The organism is Hyphomicrobiales bacterium (assembly GCA_030688605.1).
Taxonomy (GTDB): Bacteria; Pseudomonadota; Alphaproteobacteria; order Rhizobiales; family NORP267; genus JAUYJB01.
This window is the reverse complement of sequence record JAUYJB010000130.1, coordinates 1-15,661: the sequence shown is the minus strand read 5'-3', so window position 1 is coordinate 15,661 and position 15,661 is coordinate 1. Positions and strand designations below refer to the sequence as shown.

Below are 15,661 nucleotides of genomic sequence, written 5' to 3'. Positions count from 1 at the left end.
GGGGACGAGGCTCTCGAAACGAACTCGGCGGTGGAGGAGCGCGTGACCAAGGCGGTGCTCGGCGTCATCGGCGGATCGGGCGTCTACGACCTTCCCGGGCTCGCCAACGTACGCGAGGAGCGAATCGCAAGCCCGTGGGGCGAGCCGTCGGCGCCCTTGCGCATCGGCGAGATCGATGGCCTGCCCATCGTCTTCCTTTCCCGCCACGACATCGGCCACCGGCTGTCGCCCACCGACATCAACTACCGTGCCAATATTGACGCCTTGAAGCGGGCGGGCGTCACCAGCCTCGTTTCGCTGTCCGCCTGCGGCTCGTTCAAGGAGGAGCTGTCACCGGGTACCTTCGTGCTCGTCGACCAATTCGTCGACCGCACCCACAACCGCGCCACTTCGTTTTTCGGCACCGGCTGCGTGGCGCATGTGTCGATGGCCCATCCGGTCTCGCCGCGGCTCAGGCTGCACCTCGCAGCGGCGGCGGAGGCCGAAGGCCTGTCGTTCGCGCGCGAAGGGACCTATGTGTGCATCGAGGGGCCGCAATTTTCCTCGCTCGCCGAAAGCCTCACCTACAAGAATCTCGGCTATTCGGTGATCGGCATGACCAACATGCCGGAGGCCAAGCTCGCCCGCGAAGCGGAGGTCTGCTACGCCACCGTCGCCATGGTCACCGATTACGACTGCTGGCACCCCGACCACGACCACGTGGTGGTCGCCGACATCATCCGCGTGCTGATGGACAATGCCGACAAGGCCAAGCGGCTCATCGCTCGCCTCGCCAAGGACTTCCCGCGCCAGCACGAGACCTGTCCGATCGGCTCCGACCGGGCGCTCGACACGGCGCTGATCACGGCGCCGGAGGCGCGGGATCCCGCGCTTCTGAAGAAGCTCGACGCGGTGGCGGGACGGGTGCTGAAGGGCGGATGAGGCCGTAAACTAGAGCTTGCGGTCAGACTAGAGGAATTCTAGCTTTCGCCCACGGCTTGTGGTCATCTGGGCCACGCCGATCTTGTCGGCGGCGCTGACGCTGACAAGACGCTCACCATCGCCAAGGAGGGAATGATGTGTTCTGAGTTTTCTCGTTCGATCGTGTTTGCCGCCGCCGCCATTGTAGTGTCGGCGCTAGTCCCGCCCGTCGGCGCCGTTGCCGACGAGGCCGCGGAGGTGGCCGCGGTGCGCGCAGCCATCGAGAAATACAAGGACGTCAATGCGGCGCTGGCCGACGGCTACATTCCGGATCCGGCGGGCCACTGCGTCACCGCGGCGGAGGAAGGCCTGCCGCCGGAGTGGGGCGGGATGGGCATCCACTATATCCACCCGCAGATGCTCGAGATCACCGCCGGCGAGCCGCGGGTCGACGGGATGAGCACCCATACCGACTTTCAGAAGCCCGCGATCCTGCTCTACGAGCCGCAGGCCGACGGCTCTCTCGTCCTCGTCGGCGCCGAGAATCTGGTCTTCCAGAAGGCGTGGAAAGCGGCCGGACACGACGCCCCGCCGGTCTTCGCGGGGCGCACCTGGGATCCGATGGCCGACGACCCCGCGACGCCGGCCGACGAGGCGCACGCGTTCGAGCCCCACTACGACCAGCACGTCTGGACCCACCGGGAAAATCCCTCGGGCGCGCTGATGCCGTTCAATCCGAATGTCACCTGCGAACACCACAAGGAACAGTCCCACTGACCTTTTCGCGGCCCGGTTCGGGCAGGCGGTCCCAGTCGGCTGGAGCGGTTCCCACTTTTCCTCATCCCGCTCTAGCGGCTGGGAGGGGTCAGCAATTCGTTCAGCGAGTCGAGGCCGCCGAAAAGCGCGCCCAGCGCCAGCACGACCAGGCCCCATATGAGGGCGAGTATGATGGCGGCGGGAATTGCCGCGAGGCCGAGCTTGACGAACAGGACGATCAGCCTGCCGAACGATATTTTGATATTGGTGACGGTGACATAGCCGTTTTGATTACTCACAATGGTACCCTCTCGGTTCGCATTTCGCTTTGAAAGGCTGAGGCTTTGACGGGGCGCGCGCAAGGGTCCGGACGCAATTCCGGGGAGGCTGCCATGGATCTCAGAAACGGGTTCCGGATCAAGGACCATATCCGCACCATTCCCGACTATCCCAAGCCCGGCATCCAGTTCCGCGACGTGACGACGCTGTTCGCCAACCCGCACGCCTTCCGCGCCGCCGTCGACGAGCTGCTGTGGCCGTTCCTGCGCGTGCCGATCGACTATGTCCTCGGCATCGAGGCGCGCGGCTTCATTCTCGGCGGGGCGATCGCCCACGAGCTCGGCAAGGGCTTCATACCGATCCGCAAGAAGGGCAAGCTGCCGGGCACGACCATCGTGCAGGATTATTCGCTCGAATATGGCGTCGATACGGTGGAGATCCACGCGGACGCCATCCGGCCCGGTGACAAATGCCTCTTGGTCGACGACCTGATCGCCACCGGCGGCACGGCGGCGGCGGCGCTGGAGCTGATCCGCCGTTCGGGAAGCGACATCGTCGCCGCCTGCTTCGTCATCGACCTGCCGGACCTCGGCGGCTCCAGGCTGCTCAGGGAAAAGGGCGTCAAGGTGCACTCGCTGGTCGAATTCAAGGGCGATTGAACGGTATGCCGCCATGAACATCGACGGCGTTCACTACCGCACCATCTGGCCCGCCCGCGACGGGCAGGCGGTCGACATCATCGACCAGACGCTGCTGCCGCACGCGCTCGTCATCGCCCGGCTGGAGACGGTCGAGGCGGCCGCCCGCGCGATCTCGTCGATGCAGGTGCGCGGCGCGCCGCTGATCGGCGCGACGGCGGCCTATGGCGTGTGGCTGGCGCTTCGCGCCGATCCGTCCGACCGGGCGCTGGAGGAGGCCCGCGCGCTGCTCGAGGCGACGCGGCCGACCGCCGTCAATCTCGCCTGGGCGCTCGACGAGATGGTCAAGGCCGTGCGCAACGTGCCGCACGGCAGGCGCGCCGCGGCCGCCTTAAAGCGCGCCGGGGACATCTGCGACGAGGATATCGAGACCTGCCGGTTGATCGGCGTGCACGGCCTCAAGCTGATCGAGGCGCAGGCGGAAAAAAAGCCCGGCGCGCCAGTCAACATCCTCACCCATTGCAATGCTGGTTGGCTTGCCACCGTCGATTGGGGCACCGCCACCGCGCCGGTCTATCAGGCGCACGATCTGGGCATTCCGGTCCATGTCTGGGTCGACGAGACGCGTCCGCGCAACCAGGGCGCGGCGCTGACCGCCTTCGAACTCGCCGGCCATGGCGTGCCGCACACCCTCATCGCGGATAATGCCGGCGGCCATCTGATGCACCGCGGGAAGGTCGACCTCGTCATCGTCGGCTCCGACCGCACGGCGGCAAACGGCGACGTCGCCAACAAGATCGGCACCTATCTCAAGGCGCTGGCGGCCTACGACAATGGCGTGCCCTTCTATGTCGCGCTGCCGCATTCGAGCATCGACTGGCGCATCGAGGACGGACTTGCCTCGATCCCCATCGAGGAGCGCGACCCGCGCGAGGTCACCGAGATGACCGGCAGGGCGGCGGATGGCTCAATCGTCAGCGTCGCGATTTCGGCCCCCGGCAGCCCGGCCGCCAACCCGGCCTTCGACGTGACGCCGGCAAGGCTCGTCACCGGCCTCGTCACCGAACGCGGCGTGTGCGAAGCCTCGCGCGCGGGGCTGCTTGCGCTTTATCCGGAACGGGCAGGGGAGGCGGCCTGACATGGAAAGCCGATGGTCCGACGCCGACGCCCGCGCCTATGTCGCGCGCTACGCGCAGGAGGGCATCCCCGAGGACCTCGCGCTCAGGGTCTATACGACGAGGCTCTTGGGCCGCGACCCGCGCCTCGTCATGCATGGCGGCGGCAACAGTTCGGTCAAGACCCGGATCACCGACCTGTTGGGTGATGAGATCGATGTCCTGTGCGTCAAGGGCTCGGGCCGGGACATGGGCGACATCGAGCCAGAGGGCCTTCCCATGGTGCGGCTCGAGCGGCTGCAGGCGCTGCGCCGGCTCGAAGGTTTGACCGACGAGGACATGGTCAATTATCAGCGCGGCAACCTCATCGACAGCGCCGCGCCCAACCCCTCCGTCGAGACGCTCCTGCACGCCTTCCTGCCGCACAAATTCATCGACCACACCCATTCGACCGCCGTCCTTTCCCTTGTCGACCAGCCGGACGGGGAGAAGCTTGCTGCCGAGGTTTATGGCGGCGAGATGGGGCTCGTGCCCTACATCATGCCGGGCTTTGCGCTCGCCAAGAAAGCGGCCGAAATCTACGCGCAGAAGCGCGACGTGGCAGGTCTGATCCTGCACAAGCACGGCATCTTCACCTTCGGCGAGGACGCGCGCGAGGCCTATGAGCGGATGATCGACATGGTTTCCCGCGCCGAGGCGCGGCTTGCCAGAAACCGGCGCAACGTCTTCGCCGCGCGGGCCTTGCCGGAAAAACTCGCCACGGCCGCCGACATCGCGCCGATCCTGCGCGGCGCCTGCGCCATTCCCCCAGCCGATCTCGCCGGCGAGCCCGAGCGCTTCGTCATGACCTTCCGGGCGAGCCCCGAGATCCTCAACTATGTCAACGGCGAGGAGCTTTCCGACTACAGCCAACGCGGCGTGGTGACGCCGGACCACATCATCCGCACCAAGAACGTGCCGCTCGTAGTCCCGTCGCCCGAGGCCGGCGGGCTCGACGATTTCGCCGCGGCGGTACGCGAAGCCGTTGCCCAGTTCGCCGCCCGATACGACGCTTATTTCGCCCGCGCGAACAAGCGCGTCGGCAACACCAAGACCAGGCTCGACCCCAGCCCACGGGTGGCGCTGGTGCCGGGGCTCGGCCTGTTCGGCCTCGGCAAGACCTACATGGACGCCGGCGCTGCGGCCGACCTTGCCGAGAACACGGTGCGCGTCGTCACCGACGCCGAGGCCATCGGCCGCTACGAGCCGTTGCCGGAAAGCGACCTGTTCGATCTCGAATATTGGAGCCTGGAGCACGCCAAGCTCGCCAAATCCGCCGACAAGCCCTTGACGCGCCAGGTCGCCGTGGTGACGGGTGGCGCCGGGGCCATCGGGTTTGCCACCGCCGAGGCGCTACGCCGGGAGGGCGCTGATGTCGCCATTCTCGACATCGACGGCGCGGCGGCCGAGCGTGGGGCGGCAGGGATCGGCGGTTTCGGCATCGCCTGCGACGTGACCGACCGCGCCTCGGTGCGCACGGCATTCGACAAGGTGTGCGAGCGCTTCGGCGGCGTCGATATCCTGGTCTCCAATGCGGGCGCCGCCTGGTCGGGCCGCATCGGCGAAGTCCCGGACGCGGTGCTGCGCGAAAGCTTCGAGATCAATTTCTTCGCCCATCAGAGCGTTGCTCAAGAAGCGGTGCGCGTCATGCGGGCACAGGAGACCGGCGGCTGTCTTCTCTTCAACGTCTCCAAGCAGGCGGTCAATCCGGGGCCGAATTTCGGCCCCTATGGCCTGCCCAAGGCGGCGACCCTCCTGCTCGTGCGCCAATATGCGGTCGATTACGGCTCAGACGGCATCCGCTCGAATGGCGTCAATGCCGACCGCATCCGCTCGGGCCTCCTGACCGACGATTTCATCGCCGAGCGCGCCCGCGCGCGGCGGGTCTCCGAAGACCAATACATGCGCGGCAACCTGCTGCGCCGCGAGGTCACGGCGGACGATGTCGCCCAGGCCTTCGTGCATCTCGCCAAGGCGCGCAAGACCACCGGCCATATCGAGACGGTCGACGGCGGCAACATCGCCGCGGCGCTGCGCTGAACTCATTGCAATCATCGTCACCCCCGGACCGAACATCAAGCCCGGCCATGATGGGGTGGACGGCCCCTGCTCAACGGCATCGCAATGTGCCAGAACGAGGCTGCTATTGAGCGCCACCTTGCGAGAGGAGCCGTCCGACATGCAGGTTGGCACCCTTGGTCTCGATCATGCCAAGCGGGTATTTCAGGTTCACGGCGTCGATGGGAGCGGCGTTGCGGTTATACGCAAACGGTTGCGGCGGAGCGAGGTGTTGCGGTTTTTCGCGGCGGTTGAGCCGTGCGTCGCAGGCCTCGAGGCGTGCGGCACGGCGCACCACTGGGGGCGCGCGCTGGGCAAGCTGGGCCACGAGGTCCGCATGATCGCGCCGTCCTGCGTGAAGCCGTATGTGAAGCGGGGCAAGAAGAACGACGCGGCGGCTGCGGCGGCGATCGGCGAAGCGGTTGACAGGCTTGCCGGATGAACCGATTTGGCTCCATCAAATTGGTCCCCTATTACCAGGAACCGACCTAGACCCTGAGGGCGGCCAGCAGTGCCGTCAGGTCGCCGCCGTTTTCGGCGATGTAGCGCGTGAACAGCGCGCGCTGAAACGGCGACAGCCAGAGACCGTAGACGCGCACGTCGCGGATCTTGTAGCCGTGGCCGCGCGCCGACATCAGCCAATCGACGGAATAGGAGGCTCCGGACTTGAGCTGGATGCGCGTTTGCACCACCACGTCGTCCTCGCCATAGGGGTATTCGCCCAGGAAGTCGGCGCGCACCACCGGATAGTCGTTCGCCTGAATGGCGAAATAGCGGGCCATGAAGCCGGCGACGCCGCGGCGGAGGCGGTTGCTCATGGGCGGGGTCAGGCGGCTGGAATAGGTGCCCAGCGAATAGCGCGCGATCGCGTCGAGGTCGGCGTGGCGGTTGATGGCGCGCAGGAAGGAATCGGTGGTCTTGGCGCGGGCCGCCGCGAACAGGTCATTCTTGACGCGGCTCTTCATATAGGCGACGGCGGGCCCGCCGGCGGCGCGGACGGCGCGCGGGGCGCCGCCGATCAACGGCGCTGCGAACAAGGCAGCAAGACCGCGCATCGCTGCGCGGCGCGTCACCTTGCCGAATGCGGGGTGTGTGCCCATCGCCCTGTTCACCCGTCACCTATCGCGCCCGCCCATGGTCGCCGCTAGAGCGAGTGACGTCAATCCCCCGTAGGGTTTGGCGTCATTCGCTCATATGACAGCAAAAGATGGTAAAAAAGCGGTGAATTGGAGATCGGCTAATCGAATCGCGTGCCGCGGCGCTTCATTCCGCCGCCTTCGTCTCCGGCGGCGGGGAGGCGGGTTTCAGCGCCGGGAACTCATCCGCCGTCAGCACCTCTTTTTCGAGCAGGAGCTTAACGCCTGCCTCCAAGTCCTTGCGGCGCTTTTTCAAGGTCTCGGTCGCCTTGGCGAAGGCTTCGTCCACCAGCCGGCGCACGGCAAGGTCGATCTCGCGCGCCGTCGCTTCGGAATATTCGCCGCGCGGCTGCGGGCCCATGGCGACCTGGCCGAGGAAGGCGGGCGGTCGTTCGCGATAGACAACCTGGCCGACATCCTCGCCGGTCATGCCGTAGCGGGTGACCATGTCGAGAGCGATACCCGAGACCTTTTCCAGATCGTCGGCGGCGCCCGTCGAGATCTCGTTGAAGACAAGCCGCTCCGAGGCGCGCCCGCCCATCAGCACCGCCATCTTGGCCTTGAGGTCTTCGGTCGAGATCAGGAAGCGATCCTCGGTCGGGCGCTGGATGGTGTAGCCGAGCGCGCCGATGCCGCGCGGGATGATCGAGACCTTGTGCACCGGGTCGACGCCGTGAAGGGAGGCCGCGACCAGCGCATGGCCCATCTCGTGATAGGCGACGATTTCGCGCTCCTTGGGGTTGAGCAGACGGCCGCGCTTCTCGATGCCGGCGACGATGCGCTCGATCGCCGCGGTGAAGTCGTCGAGCGTCACGCGCTCGCCCTTGCGCCTTGTGGCGATGATCGCCGCCTCGTTGACCAGGTTGGCGAGATCGGCGCCGGTGAAGCCCGTGGTGAGCGCTGCGACCTGTTCAAGCTCGACCTCCGTCGCCAGCTTCACCTTCTTGGCGTGCACCTTGAGGATCGCGATGCGCCCCGGCTTGTCTGGCCGGTCAACCAGAACTTGGCGGTCGAAGCGTCCGGCGCGCAGCAGCGCCGCGTCGAGGATCTCCGGCCGGTTGGTGGCCGCCAACAGCACGATGCCGGAGGAGGGATCGAAGCCGTCGAGCTCGGCGAGGAGCTGGTTCAGCGTCTGCTCCTTCTCGTCATGGCCGCCCATCGGCCCGCCGATTGTGCGCGAGCGGCCGAGTGCGTCCAACTCGTCGATGAAGATGATGCAGGGAGCGGCCTTGCGCGCCTGCTCGAACAGATCGCGGACCCGGGCTGCGCCTACGCCGACGAACATCTCGACGAATTCGGAGCCGGAGATGGAATAGAACGGCACGCCCGCCTCGCCGGCGACGGCGCGCGCCAACAGCGTCTTGCCGGTGCCGGGCGGGCCGACCAGAAGAATGCCCTTCGGCAGCCTCGCGCCGAGGCGGCCATAGCTTTCCGGGTCCTTGAGGAAGGCGACGATCTCCTGCAGCTCGGCCTTCGCTTCGTCGACGCCGGCGACGTCGGCGAAGGTCACCTTGGTGTCCTTCTCGACATAGACCTTGGCCTTCGACTTGCCGACGGTCATGAAGCCGCCGAGACCCTGTTTTTCGGCGAAACCGCGGATGAAGAAAGCCCACAGGCCAAAGAAGAACAGCACCGGCACGATCCAGGAGAGGAGTTGGGTCAGGAATGTATTCTGGACCACGCCTTCGAACTTGACGCCGCGCTTGGCGAGCTCGTCGGCGATGTCCGGTTCGACGCGGGTGGTGACGAAGAGCTCCTTGCCCTCGGCGGTCGGCGTCGTCAGCTTGCCGGTGAGATAGGTGTCGCCCACCTCGACGCTTTCCACCTGGCCGGCATCGAGCAGCACGATGAATTGCGAGTAGGGGATCTGCTGGACCTGCCGCGTACTGGCGAACCAAGCCTGGAACAGGAATACCACGCCGAGCGCGAACAGCGCGTACCACAAATTGATTTGTGTCTTCTTTTCGATGGCCATGGCGTGCCCCTCAAGGTTTCGCTTGAACAGCCGTCAGTTGCGCCCGGGCTGCGCCCGTCCCTTGTAGATAGGAAACTTGGCGCAATGTTGCACCTACCGCTTGCGGCCGCGCGGCTTGAGGGGCTTGGTGCGCTCTCTGTGCCAGCCGACATCGGCCTCGGGCTTGGAATCGGAATGGGCGAAATAGGGCTTGATGTCGAGCAGCGGCGTGCCGTCGAGGCAGTCGATATGGCGGATGGTGAGCACGTTGGCGTCGATTCCCAACAGGTCGACGACGGCAAGCCCGATCGGATTCGGGCGCACCGGCGATCTCAGCGCGAAGACCCCGTGCGTTTTGTCGTCGTGGCGCGGGCTCTGGACGATAAGGTCGCGCCGCGCCTTGTCGAGCCAGTAGAGCAGGATCAGGTGGGTCGAGCTGTTGAGCGATTGGAGCCCCTCGACATAGCGGGCGTCGAGCTCGACGGTGCAGATCGCCTCCGATTCCATCGCGTTGCGCGGCGCCTCGTGGCGGTCGGTCCACGGGGTGCGGATGCGGCCGATGAAGATCAGCCCGGCATCGTCGGCCGGCGGCAGCTCGATCACCTTCTCGCCGCGGCGCGGGGGTTCGAAATCGTCGTCGCTCATCGGGCCTCAGAACCAGCGGCGCACGCGCGCCTTGTAGGGAAGATAGGTATCGGGGAACTTGCGCTCCAAATAGGCCTCTTCGGCCAGGATGACGCCATAGTGGAGGACGATCAACGTCGGCACGAGCATGGCCACGATCCAAATGCCGTCGATGGCGATCGCGGTGCCGCTATAGAGCGTGGCGAGCGACAGATAGAGCGGATTTCGCGAATAGCGGAAAGGGCCCGAAGTGATGACGTCCTGGGTCGGTTGATAAGGGTCGAACGGGGTCTTGACCCGCACGAACTCGCGAAAGCCAAGCGCCGCGATAGCGAAGCCGATGGCGATCAGCGCGAAGCCGGCGGAGTACTGAACGGCCTGCGGCAGAACTGGCACCGGCCGCAGCAAATCGAGGACCAGCCCGATCGCGAATCCGGCCAGATAGATCAGCGGTGGCGGCACCCACACGCCGGGGATATCCTTTTCGGGGCTCATGACAGGCCCGATGATCCATCCGCGACCGGTGCGGCGTCAATGGCCGGCCAATTCTCCAGCCCGGGCCCATGAAGATCGATATCTCCGAAATTGCCGCTGACTTCTCGGAATTCACTGCCGGCGTCGTGATCGCCACGGGCTTGCAAATAGGCGAGGGGCGTCCTCCGGCGCTCGCCGCCGAAATTTCCAGGCGCGAGGCGGATTGCCGGGCGCTGTGGGCCGGCACGGAGTTGTCGCGAATTCCCGGCATCGCCGCCTGGCGACGGACCTACCGCCAGTTCGGCATCAAGAAGACCAGTTACCGCTCCTCGGTCGAGCGGCTGGTCAAGAACGTGCTCGCCAGCCGCGAGCTTCCGGCCATCAACGGTTTCGTCGATGCCTACAACGCGGTCTCGCTCGCCCATGTGCTGCCGCTCGGCGCCGACGATCTCGACCAGGTGGTTGGCGACATCGCCTTCCGCTATGCGCGTTCCGGCGACAGCTTTCTCGACATGGCGGGCGGCGAGGGCCCGTCCGAGGACCCGCCGAAGGCGGGCGAGGTGGTCTATGCGGACAGCGAGAAGGTGCTGTGCCGGCGCTGGAACTGGCGCCAGGACGCGCGCTCCCTGGTGTCGCCTGAGACCCGGCGCGCGGTCGTCACCGTGCAGGCCAACGGTTGCGGAGACCTTGCAGCCGCGATCGCCGATCTTGAGGCGCTGCTCATCGCCCATTGCGCGGCGCGGGTTGCCGTCACGCGCGTCTCGGCCGCGGCGCCGGTCGCCGCGCTTGCGGCATAGAAGGGCGCTTTCCGATGCCTGCCGGCGCAAGGAACGGGTGGCGGGCCGGGCAGCGAGGGGCCATGCTGCGAGCGCCATGAACAAGACGCCGGCCATGACGATGGGTACTGCCCAGTGGGCGATGCTGGTGACGCTGTCGCTCCTGTGGGGCGGCACGTTCTTCTTCATCGAGGTGGCGCTTGACGACCTGCCGCCGCTGACGCTGGTATTGCTGCGCGTGGCCTTGGCGGCGGTTGCGCTGCACGTCTACATCTTCGCGACCGGCCGGCGCTTGCCCGCCAGCCTTCGCCTGTGGGGCGCTTTCGCGGTCATGGGCCTGTTCAACAATCTCGTTCCCTTCAGCCTGATCTCCTGGGGACAGACGCAGATCAGCGGCAGCCTCGCCTCGATTCTCAACGCGACGACGCCGATCTGGACGGTGCTGCTCGCCCATTGGCTGACCGCGGACGAAAAGCTGACGGGCCTGCGCGCTGTCGGCGTCGCGCTCGGCTTTATCGGGGTTGCCGTTATGATCGGCATCGAGGCGCTGTCGGGGCTCGGCGGCGCGCTTCTGGCACAGCTCGCCGTCGTCGGCGCGGCGGTCTGCTATGCCTCAACCGGGATTTACGGCAGGCGCTTTTCCGGCATCCGGCCATCACAAGTCGCGACGGGCCAGTTGACGATGACCAGCGTCATGATGCTGCCCGTGGCGCTCGCAGTCGACCGGCCGTGGACGTTGCCGATGCCGTCGGCAGCCGCCATCGGGGCCATTTTCGGCCTGGCGCTGGCCTCGACGGCGGTCGCCTATATTCTCTATTTCCGCCTGCTCGCCACGTCCGGCGCCGTCAACCTTCTGCTCGTGACCTTCCTGATCCCGATCAGCGCAACGGCGCTCGGCATGGGCCTCCTCGGCGAGACGCTGCAGGCGCAGCATCTCGCCGGCATGGCGATGATCGCGGCCGGGCTCGCGGCCATAGACGGGCGGCCGGTGGCGTGGCTCCGGCGGCGGGGAAGGCTTTGATCGGACTTGCCCCGCGGTGGGACGAATCCCATTCGCCTCTTGCGCCGGACGGGACACTCGGCTATGTGTCTGTGGCCTGAAAATAAAGATATCTTTATATGGGTATCTCTGAAGCGGGGCGCGGAGGCGCCGACCGAGGATGATCAAACAACGCCAAATGAGGCTTGAGCCGCTGCTTGCCGGCCTGCGCGCCGGCGGCGATCCGACCCGGCTGCGCCTGTTGGCGCTGCTGGCGCGGGGCGACCTCAACGTCAAGGATCTGACCCAGATCCTCGGCCAAAGCCAGCCGCGCATCAGCCGTCATCTGAAGCTGTTGACGGAGGCGGGTCTGATCGATCGCTTCCGCGAGGGAAGCTGGGTGTTCTACCGGCTTGCCGAGAGCGGGCCTCAATCGGCGCTGGCGCAGGGGATCGTCGGGCTCGTCGATCCCGGTGAAGCGGTCATCGCCCGCGACCTTGAAAGGCTTACCGCGGTCAAAGAGGAGCGCGCCGCGGGCGCGGCAGTCTATTTCCGCGCCCAGGCCGGCGATTGGGACCGGCTGCGGGCGCTGCATGTCGACGAGGCTGAGGTCGAGCGCGCGATGCTGGAGGTGATCGGCGAGAGGCCGTTCGACCGCCTGCTCGATCTCGGCACCGGCACCGGCCGTGTGCTCGAGCTGCTGGCGCCCCACATCCGGCGCGGCGTCGGCATCGACCTCTCCCACGAGATGCTGTCGGTTGCCCGCGCCAAGCTGGACGCGGCCGGCTACGGCCACTGCCAGGTGCGCCACGGCGACCTCTACGCGCTGCCGTTCGAGGCGGCGAGCTTTGACGTGGTGACCATCCACCAGGTGCTGCACTATCTCGACGATCCGGCGCGCGCCATCGGCGAGGCGGCGCGGATGCTGCGCCCCGGCGGGCTCCTCCTGATCGTCGATTTCGCGCCGCATGATCTGGAGTTTCTGCGCCAGGAGCAGGCTCACCGCCGGCTCGGTTTCGCGGCCGGCGAGGTCGCGAAATGGATCGCGTCCGCAGGTCTGCGTTTGGGGCTGCACAGCGAGCTCAGCCCCCCGGAGACGGCCGCCGGCACCGGGCTCATCGTCTCACTGTGGCTGGCCGAGGTTCCCGGCAAAGCGACCCGCCCGCGCCCGGCCGAGGCTCGGCCCCTGGAGGAGGTCCGATGAGCGCCGCGCCGCCCGCAACCGCCTTGGCCGGCAAGCACGGGATCAAGGTCTCCTTCGAGTTCTTCCCGCCGAAGACCGAGGAGATGGAGCGCAGCCTGTGGAGCGCGATCGAGCGGTTGGCGCCACTCGACCCCGCTTTCGTGTCGGTCACCTACGGCGCCGGAGGCTCGACTCGCGAACGCACCCACGCGACGGTACAGCGGATGCTGGCCGACACAACGCTCAGGCCGGCGGCGCATCTCACCTGCATCGCCGCGACCCGCAAGGAGGTCAACAAGGTGATCGGCGACTATTGGCGGGCCGGCGTGCGCCACATCGTGGCCCTGCGCGGCGACCCGCCGGGCGGCGCCGGCGAGCGCTACACGCCCTATGCCGACGGCTACGTCAACGCCGCCGATCTCGTCGGCGGAGTCAAGCGCATCGCCGATTTCGAGATCTCCGTCGCCTGCTATCCGGAGAAACACCCGGAATCGCCGAACTTCGCCATGGACATGGACATGCTGAAGGCCAAGATCGACGCCGGGGCGAGCCGCGCCATCACCCAGTTCTTCTTCGTCAGCGACTATTATTTCCGCTTTGTCGACATGGTCCGCGCAAACGGCATCGACATCCCCATCGTGCCGGGCATCCTGCCGGTGCTGAATGTCCGCCAGACGGCGAAATTCGCCGCCCGCTGCGGCACCCACATTCCACCCTGGCTTGCCGACCGTTTCGACGGGCTCGACGAGGACCCGGAGACGCGCCGGCTGATCGCCGCCGCCGTGGCGGCCGAGCAGGTTCTCGGGCTGATGGAGCGCGGCGTGCGCCAGTTCCATTTCTACACCATGAACCGGTCCAATCTGGTGTTCGCCATCTGCCACCTGCTCGGCGTGCGCCCGGTCAAGGCGGCGGCGCAAGCCGCTGTCGCCGGCTAGCCCCATGGCCAACCTTTACAGAAAGGCGCGGATCAAGCGCCTCGCAGCACGCGCCCGCGAGCGCATCCTACTGCTCGACGGCGCCATGGGAACCATGGTTCAGGAGCATGGGCTTGACGAGAAGGGCTTCCGCAGCGCGCGCTTCGCCGACTGGCCGCGCGACCTTGCCGGCAATATCGACATCCTCAGCCTGACCCAGCCGGAGATCGTCGGCAACATCCACAAGGCGTATCTGGAAGCCGGCGCCGACATCGTCGAGACCAACACCTTCTCCTCGACGGCCATCGCCCAGGCCGACTACGGCACTCAGAAGTTCGTCTTCGAGCTCAACCGCGAGGCGGCGCGGATCGCGCGCGCCGCCTGCGACGCGTTCGAGGCGCAGGATTCGGACTGGCCGCGCGCGGTCGCTGGCGCCATCGGACCGACCAACCGCACCGCCTCGATTTCGCCCGACGTCAACAATCCGGGTTTCCGCGCGGTGAGTTTCGACGGCCTGAAGGAAGCCTACCGCGAGGCGGCGCGCGGGCTCATCGAAGGCGGCGCCGACCTGATCCTGATCGAAACGGTGTTCGATACCCTGAACGCCAAGGCGGCGGTCATGGCGCTGGAGGAGATCTTCGCGGAAACCGGCGAGCGCGTGCCGGTGATGATTTCCGGCACCATCACCGATCTTTCCGGCCGCACGCTCTCCGGTCAGACGCCGACCGCCTTCTGGCACTCGCTAAGGCACGCGCGGCCCTTCGCATTCGGCCTCAACTGCGCGCTTGGCGCCAAGGAGATGCGCCAGCATATCGACGAGATCGCGCAGATTGCCGATACGCTCGTCTGCGCCTACCCGAACGCGGGGCTTCCCAACGCGTTCGGCGACTATGACGAGCGCCCCGAGGCGACCGCTTCGATGCTCGGCGAGTTCGCCCGCTCTGGCCTCGTCAACATCGTCGGCGGCTGCTGCGGCACCACGCCGGAACATATCAGCGCCATCGCCGCGGCGGTGGAGGGCGTGCGCCCGCGCAAGGTGCCGGAACTGAGGCCCTATATGCGACTCTCCGGGCTCGAGCCCTTCACGCTCACGCCTCAGACCAACTTCGTCAATGTCGGCGAGCGCACCAACGTCACCGGCTGGGCGCGCTTTCGCAAGCTCATTACGGCGGGTGAATATGAGACGGCGCTGGAAGTCGCGCGCGACCAGGTCGAAAACGGCGCCCAGGTGATCGACGTCAATATGGACGAGGGGCTGCTCGATTCGGAAGACGCGATGGTCACCTTCCTCAACCTGATCGCCGCCGAGCCCGCGATCGCCAAGGTGCCGGTGATGGTCGATTCCTCGAAATGGTCGGTCATCGAGGCGGGACTGAAATGCCTGCAGGGCAAGGGCATCGTCAATTCGATCTCGCTCAAGGAGGGCGAAGAGGCGTTTCTGCGTCAGGCCGAGCTGGTGCGGCGCTACGGCGCCGCCGTCATCGTCATGGCCTTCGATGAAAAGGGTCAGGCCGACACGGTCGCGCGCAAGGTCTCCATCTGCAAGCGCTCCTACGACCTATTGACCAGGAAGCTCGGCTTTCCGCCCGAGGACATCATCTTCGATCCCAACATCTTCGCCGTCGCCACCGGCATCGAGGAGCACAGCGGCTACGGCGTCGCCTTCATCGAGGCGGCGGGGCGCATCCGCGCCAAGCTGCCGCACGTTCATGTCTCCGGTGGGGTGTCGAACCTTTCCTTCTCGTTCCGCGGCAACCAGGCGGTGCGCGAGGCCATGCACGCGGTGTTTCTCTATCACGCCATCCAGGCGGGCATGGATATGGGCATCGTCAATGC

The 15,661-nt window shown here is 66.6% G+C and carries 15 protein-coding genes and 1 pseudogene; 11 read left to right on the top strand and 5 right to left on the bottom strand.

Annotation, left to right across the window (positions count from 1 at the left end):
• Positions 1 to 42: 42 nt before the first annotated feature.
• Entirely contained in the window at positions 43 to 921 is an 879-nt protein-coding gene (locus Q8P46_14045) for an S-methyl-5'-thioadenosine phosphorylase (GenBank protein MDP2621269.1), read from the top strand.
• Positions 922 to 1,053: 132 nt separating this feature from the next.
• Positions 1,054 to 1,677, top strand: a complete 624-nt coding sequence (locus tag Q8P46_14040; GenBank protein ID MDP2621268.1) for a hypothetical protein — start codon at positions 1,054 to 1,056, stop codon at positions 1,675 to 1,677.
• Between the two features lie 71 nt (positions 1,678 to 1,748).
• Here Q8P46_14040 and Q8P46_14035 read toward each other — a convergent pair whose 3' ends face one another.
• The gene (locus Q8P46_14035) at positions 1,749 to 1,955 is read right to left on the bottom strand and encodes a hypothetical protein (protein ID MDP2621267.1); all 207 of its coding nucleotides are present in this window, start codon (positions 1,953 to 1,955) and stop codon (positions 1,749 to 1,751) included.
• Between the two features lie 93 nt (positions 1,956 to 2,048).
• Here Q8P46_14035 and Q8P46_14030 point away from each other — a divergent pair, with 93 nt between their 5' ends.
• From Q8P46_14030 to Q8P46_14015, 4 genes and pseudogenes are all read left to right on the top strand, one after another.
• On the top strand, positions 2,049 to 2,594 hold the full coding sequence (locus Q8P46_14030) for an adenine phosphoribosyltransferase (protein ID MDP2621266.1): 546 nt from the start codon (positions 2,049 to 2,051) through the stop codon (positions 2,592 to 2,594).
• Positions 2,595 to 2,607: 13 nt separating this feature from the next.
• Positions 2,608 to 3,711 carry an S-methyl-5-thioribose-1-phosphate isomerase gene (gene mtnA / locus Q8P46_14025; protein ID MDP2621265.1) on the top strand — a complete coding sequence of 368 codons (1,104 nt, stop codon included), beginning with the start codon at positions 2,608 to 2,610 and terminating at the stop codon, positions 3,709 to 3,711.
• A gap of 1 nt (position 3,712) precedes the next feature.
• A complete protein-coding gene (locus Q8P46_14020; protein ID MDP2621264.1) occupies positions 3,713 to 5,767 on the top strand; it encodes a bifunctional aldolase/short-chain dehydrogenase in 2,055 nt (684 codons plus the stop codon).
• 139 nt (positions 5,768 to 5,906) lie between these two features.
• Positions 5,907 to 6,215: pseudogene (locus Q8P46_14015) on the top strand (IS110 family transposase).
• 58 nt (positions 6,216 to 6,273) lie between these two features.
• Here the strand turns inward: Q8P46_14015 and Q8P46_14010 are convergent.
• The 4 genes from Q8P46_14010 to Q8P46_13995 all read right to left on the bottom strand — a co-directional run bounded on the left by Q8P46_14010 (position 6,274) and on the right by Q8P46_13995 (position 9,994).
• Positions 6,274 to 6,885, bottom strand: coding sequence for an ABC transporter substrate-binding protein (locus Q8P46_14010; GenBank protein MDP2621263.1), 612 nt, complete (start codon positions 6,883 to 6,885; stop codon positions 6,274 to 6,276).
• Positions 6,886 to 7,048: 163 nt separating this feature from the next.
• On the bottom strand, positions 7,049 to 8,896 hold the full coding sequence (gene ftsH / locus Q8P46_14005; GenBank protein ID MDP2621262.1) for an ATP-dependent zinc metalloprotease FtsH: 1,848 nt from the start codon (positions 8,894 to 8,896) through the stop codon (positions 7,049 to 7,051).
• Between the two features lie 93 nt (positions 8,897 to 8,989).
• A complete protein-coding gene (gene tsaA, locus Q8P46_14000; protein MDP2621261.1) occupies positions 8,990 to 9,520 on the bottom strand; it encodes a tRNA (N6-threonylcarbamoyladenosine(37)-N6)-methyltransferase TrmO in 531 nt (176 codons plus the stop codon).
• 6 nt (positions 9,521 to 9,526) lie between these two features.
• Positions 9,527 to 9,994: an isoprenylcysteine carboxylmethyltransferase family protein gene (locus Q8P46_13995; GenBank protein ID MDP2621260.1), complete on the bottom strand. Its 468-nt coding sequence runs from the start codon at positions 9,992 to 9,994 to the stop codon at positions 9,527 to 9,529.
• Between the two features lie 68 nt (positions 9,995 to 10,062).
• Between Q8P46_13995 and Q8P46_13990 the strand changes: the two genes are divergently transcribed.
• From Q8P46_13990 to Q8P46_13970, 5 genes are all read left to right on the top strand, one after another.
• Positions 10,063 to 10,770 (top strand): phenylalanine--tRNA ligase beta subunit-related protein, encoded by a 708-nt coding sequence (locus Q8P46_13990; GenBank protein ID MDP2621259.1) that lies wholly within the window; start codon positions 10,063 to 10,065, stop codon positions 10,768 to 10,770.
• Between the two features lie 76 nt (positions 10,771 to 10,846).
• A complete protein-coding gene (locus Q8P46_13985) occupies positions 10,847 to 11,770 on the top strand; it encodes a DMT family transporter (protein MDP2621258.1) in 924 nt (307 codons plus the stop codon).
• Positions 11,771 to 11,909: 139 nt separating this feature from the next.
• A complete protein-coding gene (locus Q8P46_13980) occupies positions 11,910 to 12,932 on the top strand; it encodes a metalloregulator ArsR/SmtB family transcription factor (protein MDP2621257.1) in 1,023 nt (340 codons plus the stop codon).
• Positions 12,929 to 13,846 carry a methylenetetrahydrofolate reductase [NAD(P)H] gene (gene metF, locus Q8P46_13975; GenBank protein ID MDP2621256.1) on the top strand — a complete coding sequence of 306 codons (918 nt, stop codon included), beginning with the start codon at positions 12,929 to 12,931 and terminating at the stop codon, positions 13,844 to 13,846. The genes Q8P46_13980 and metF overlap by 4 nt, the downstream gene beginning before the upstream one ends.
• Before the next feature lie 4 nt (positions 13,847 to 13,850).
• Positions 13,851 to 15,661, top strand: a 1,811-nt coding sequence (locus Q8P46_13970) for a homocysteine S-methyltransferase family protein (protein MDP2621255.1), incomplete at its 3' end; no start/stop codon positions are given.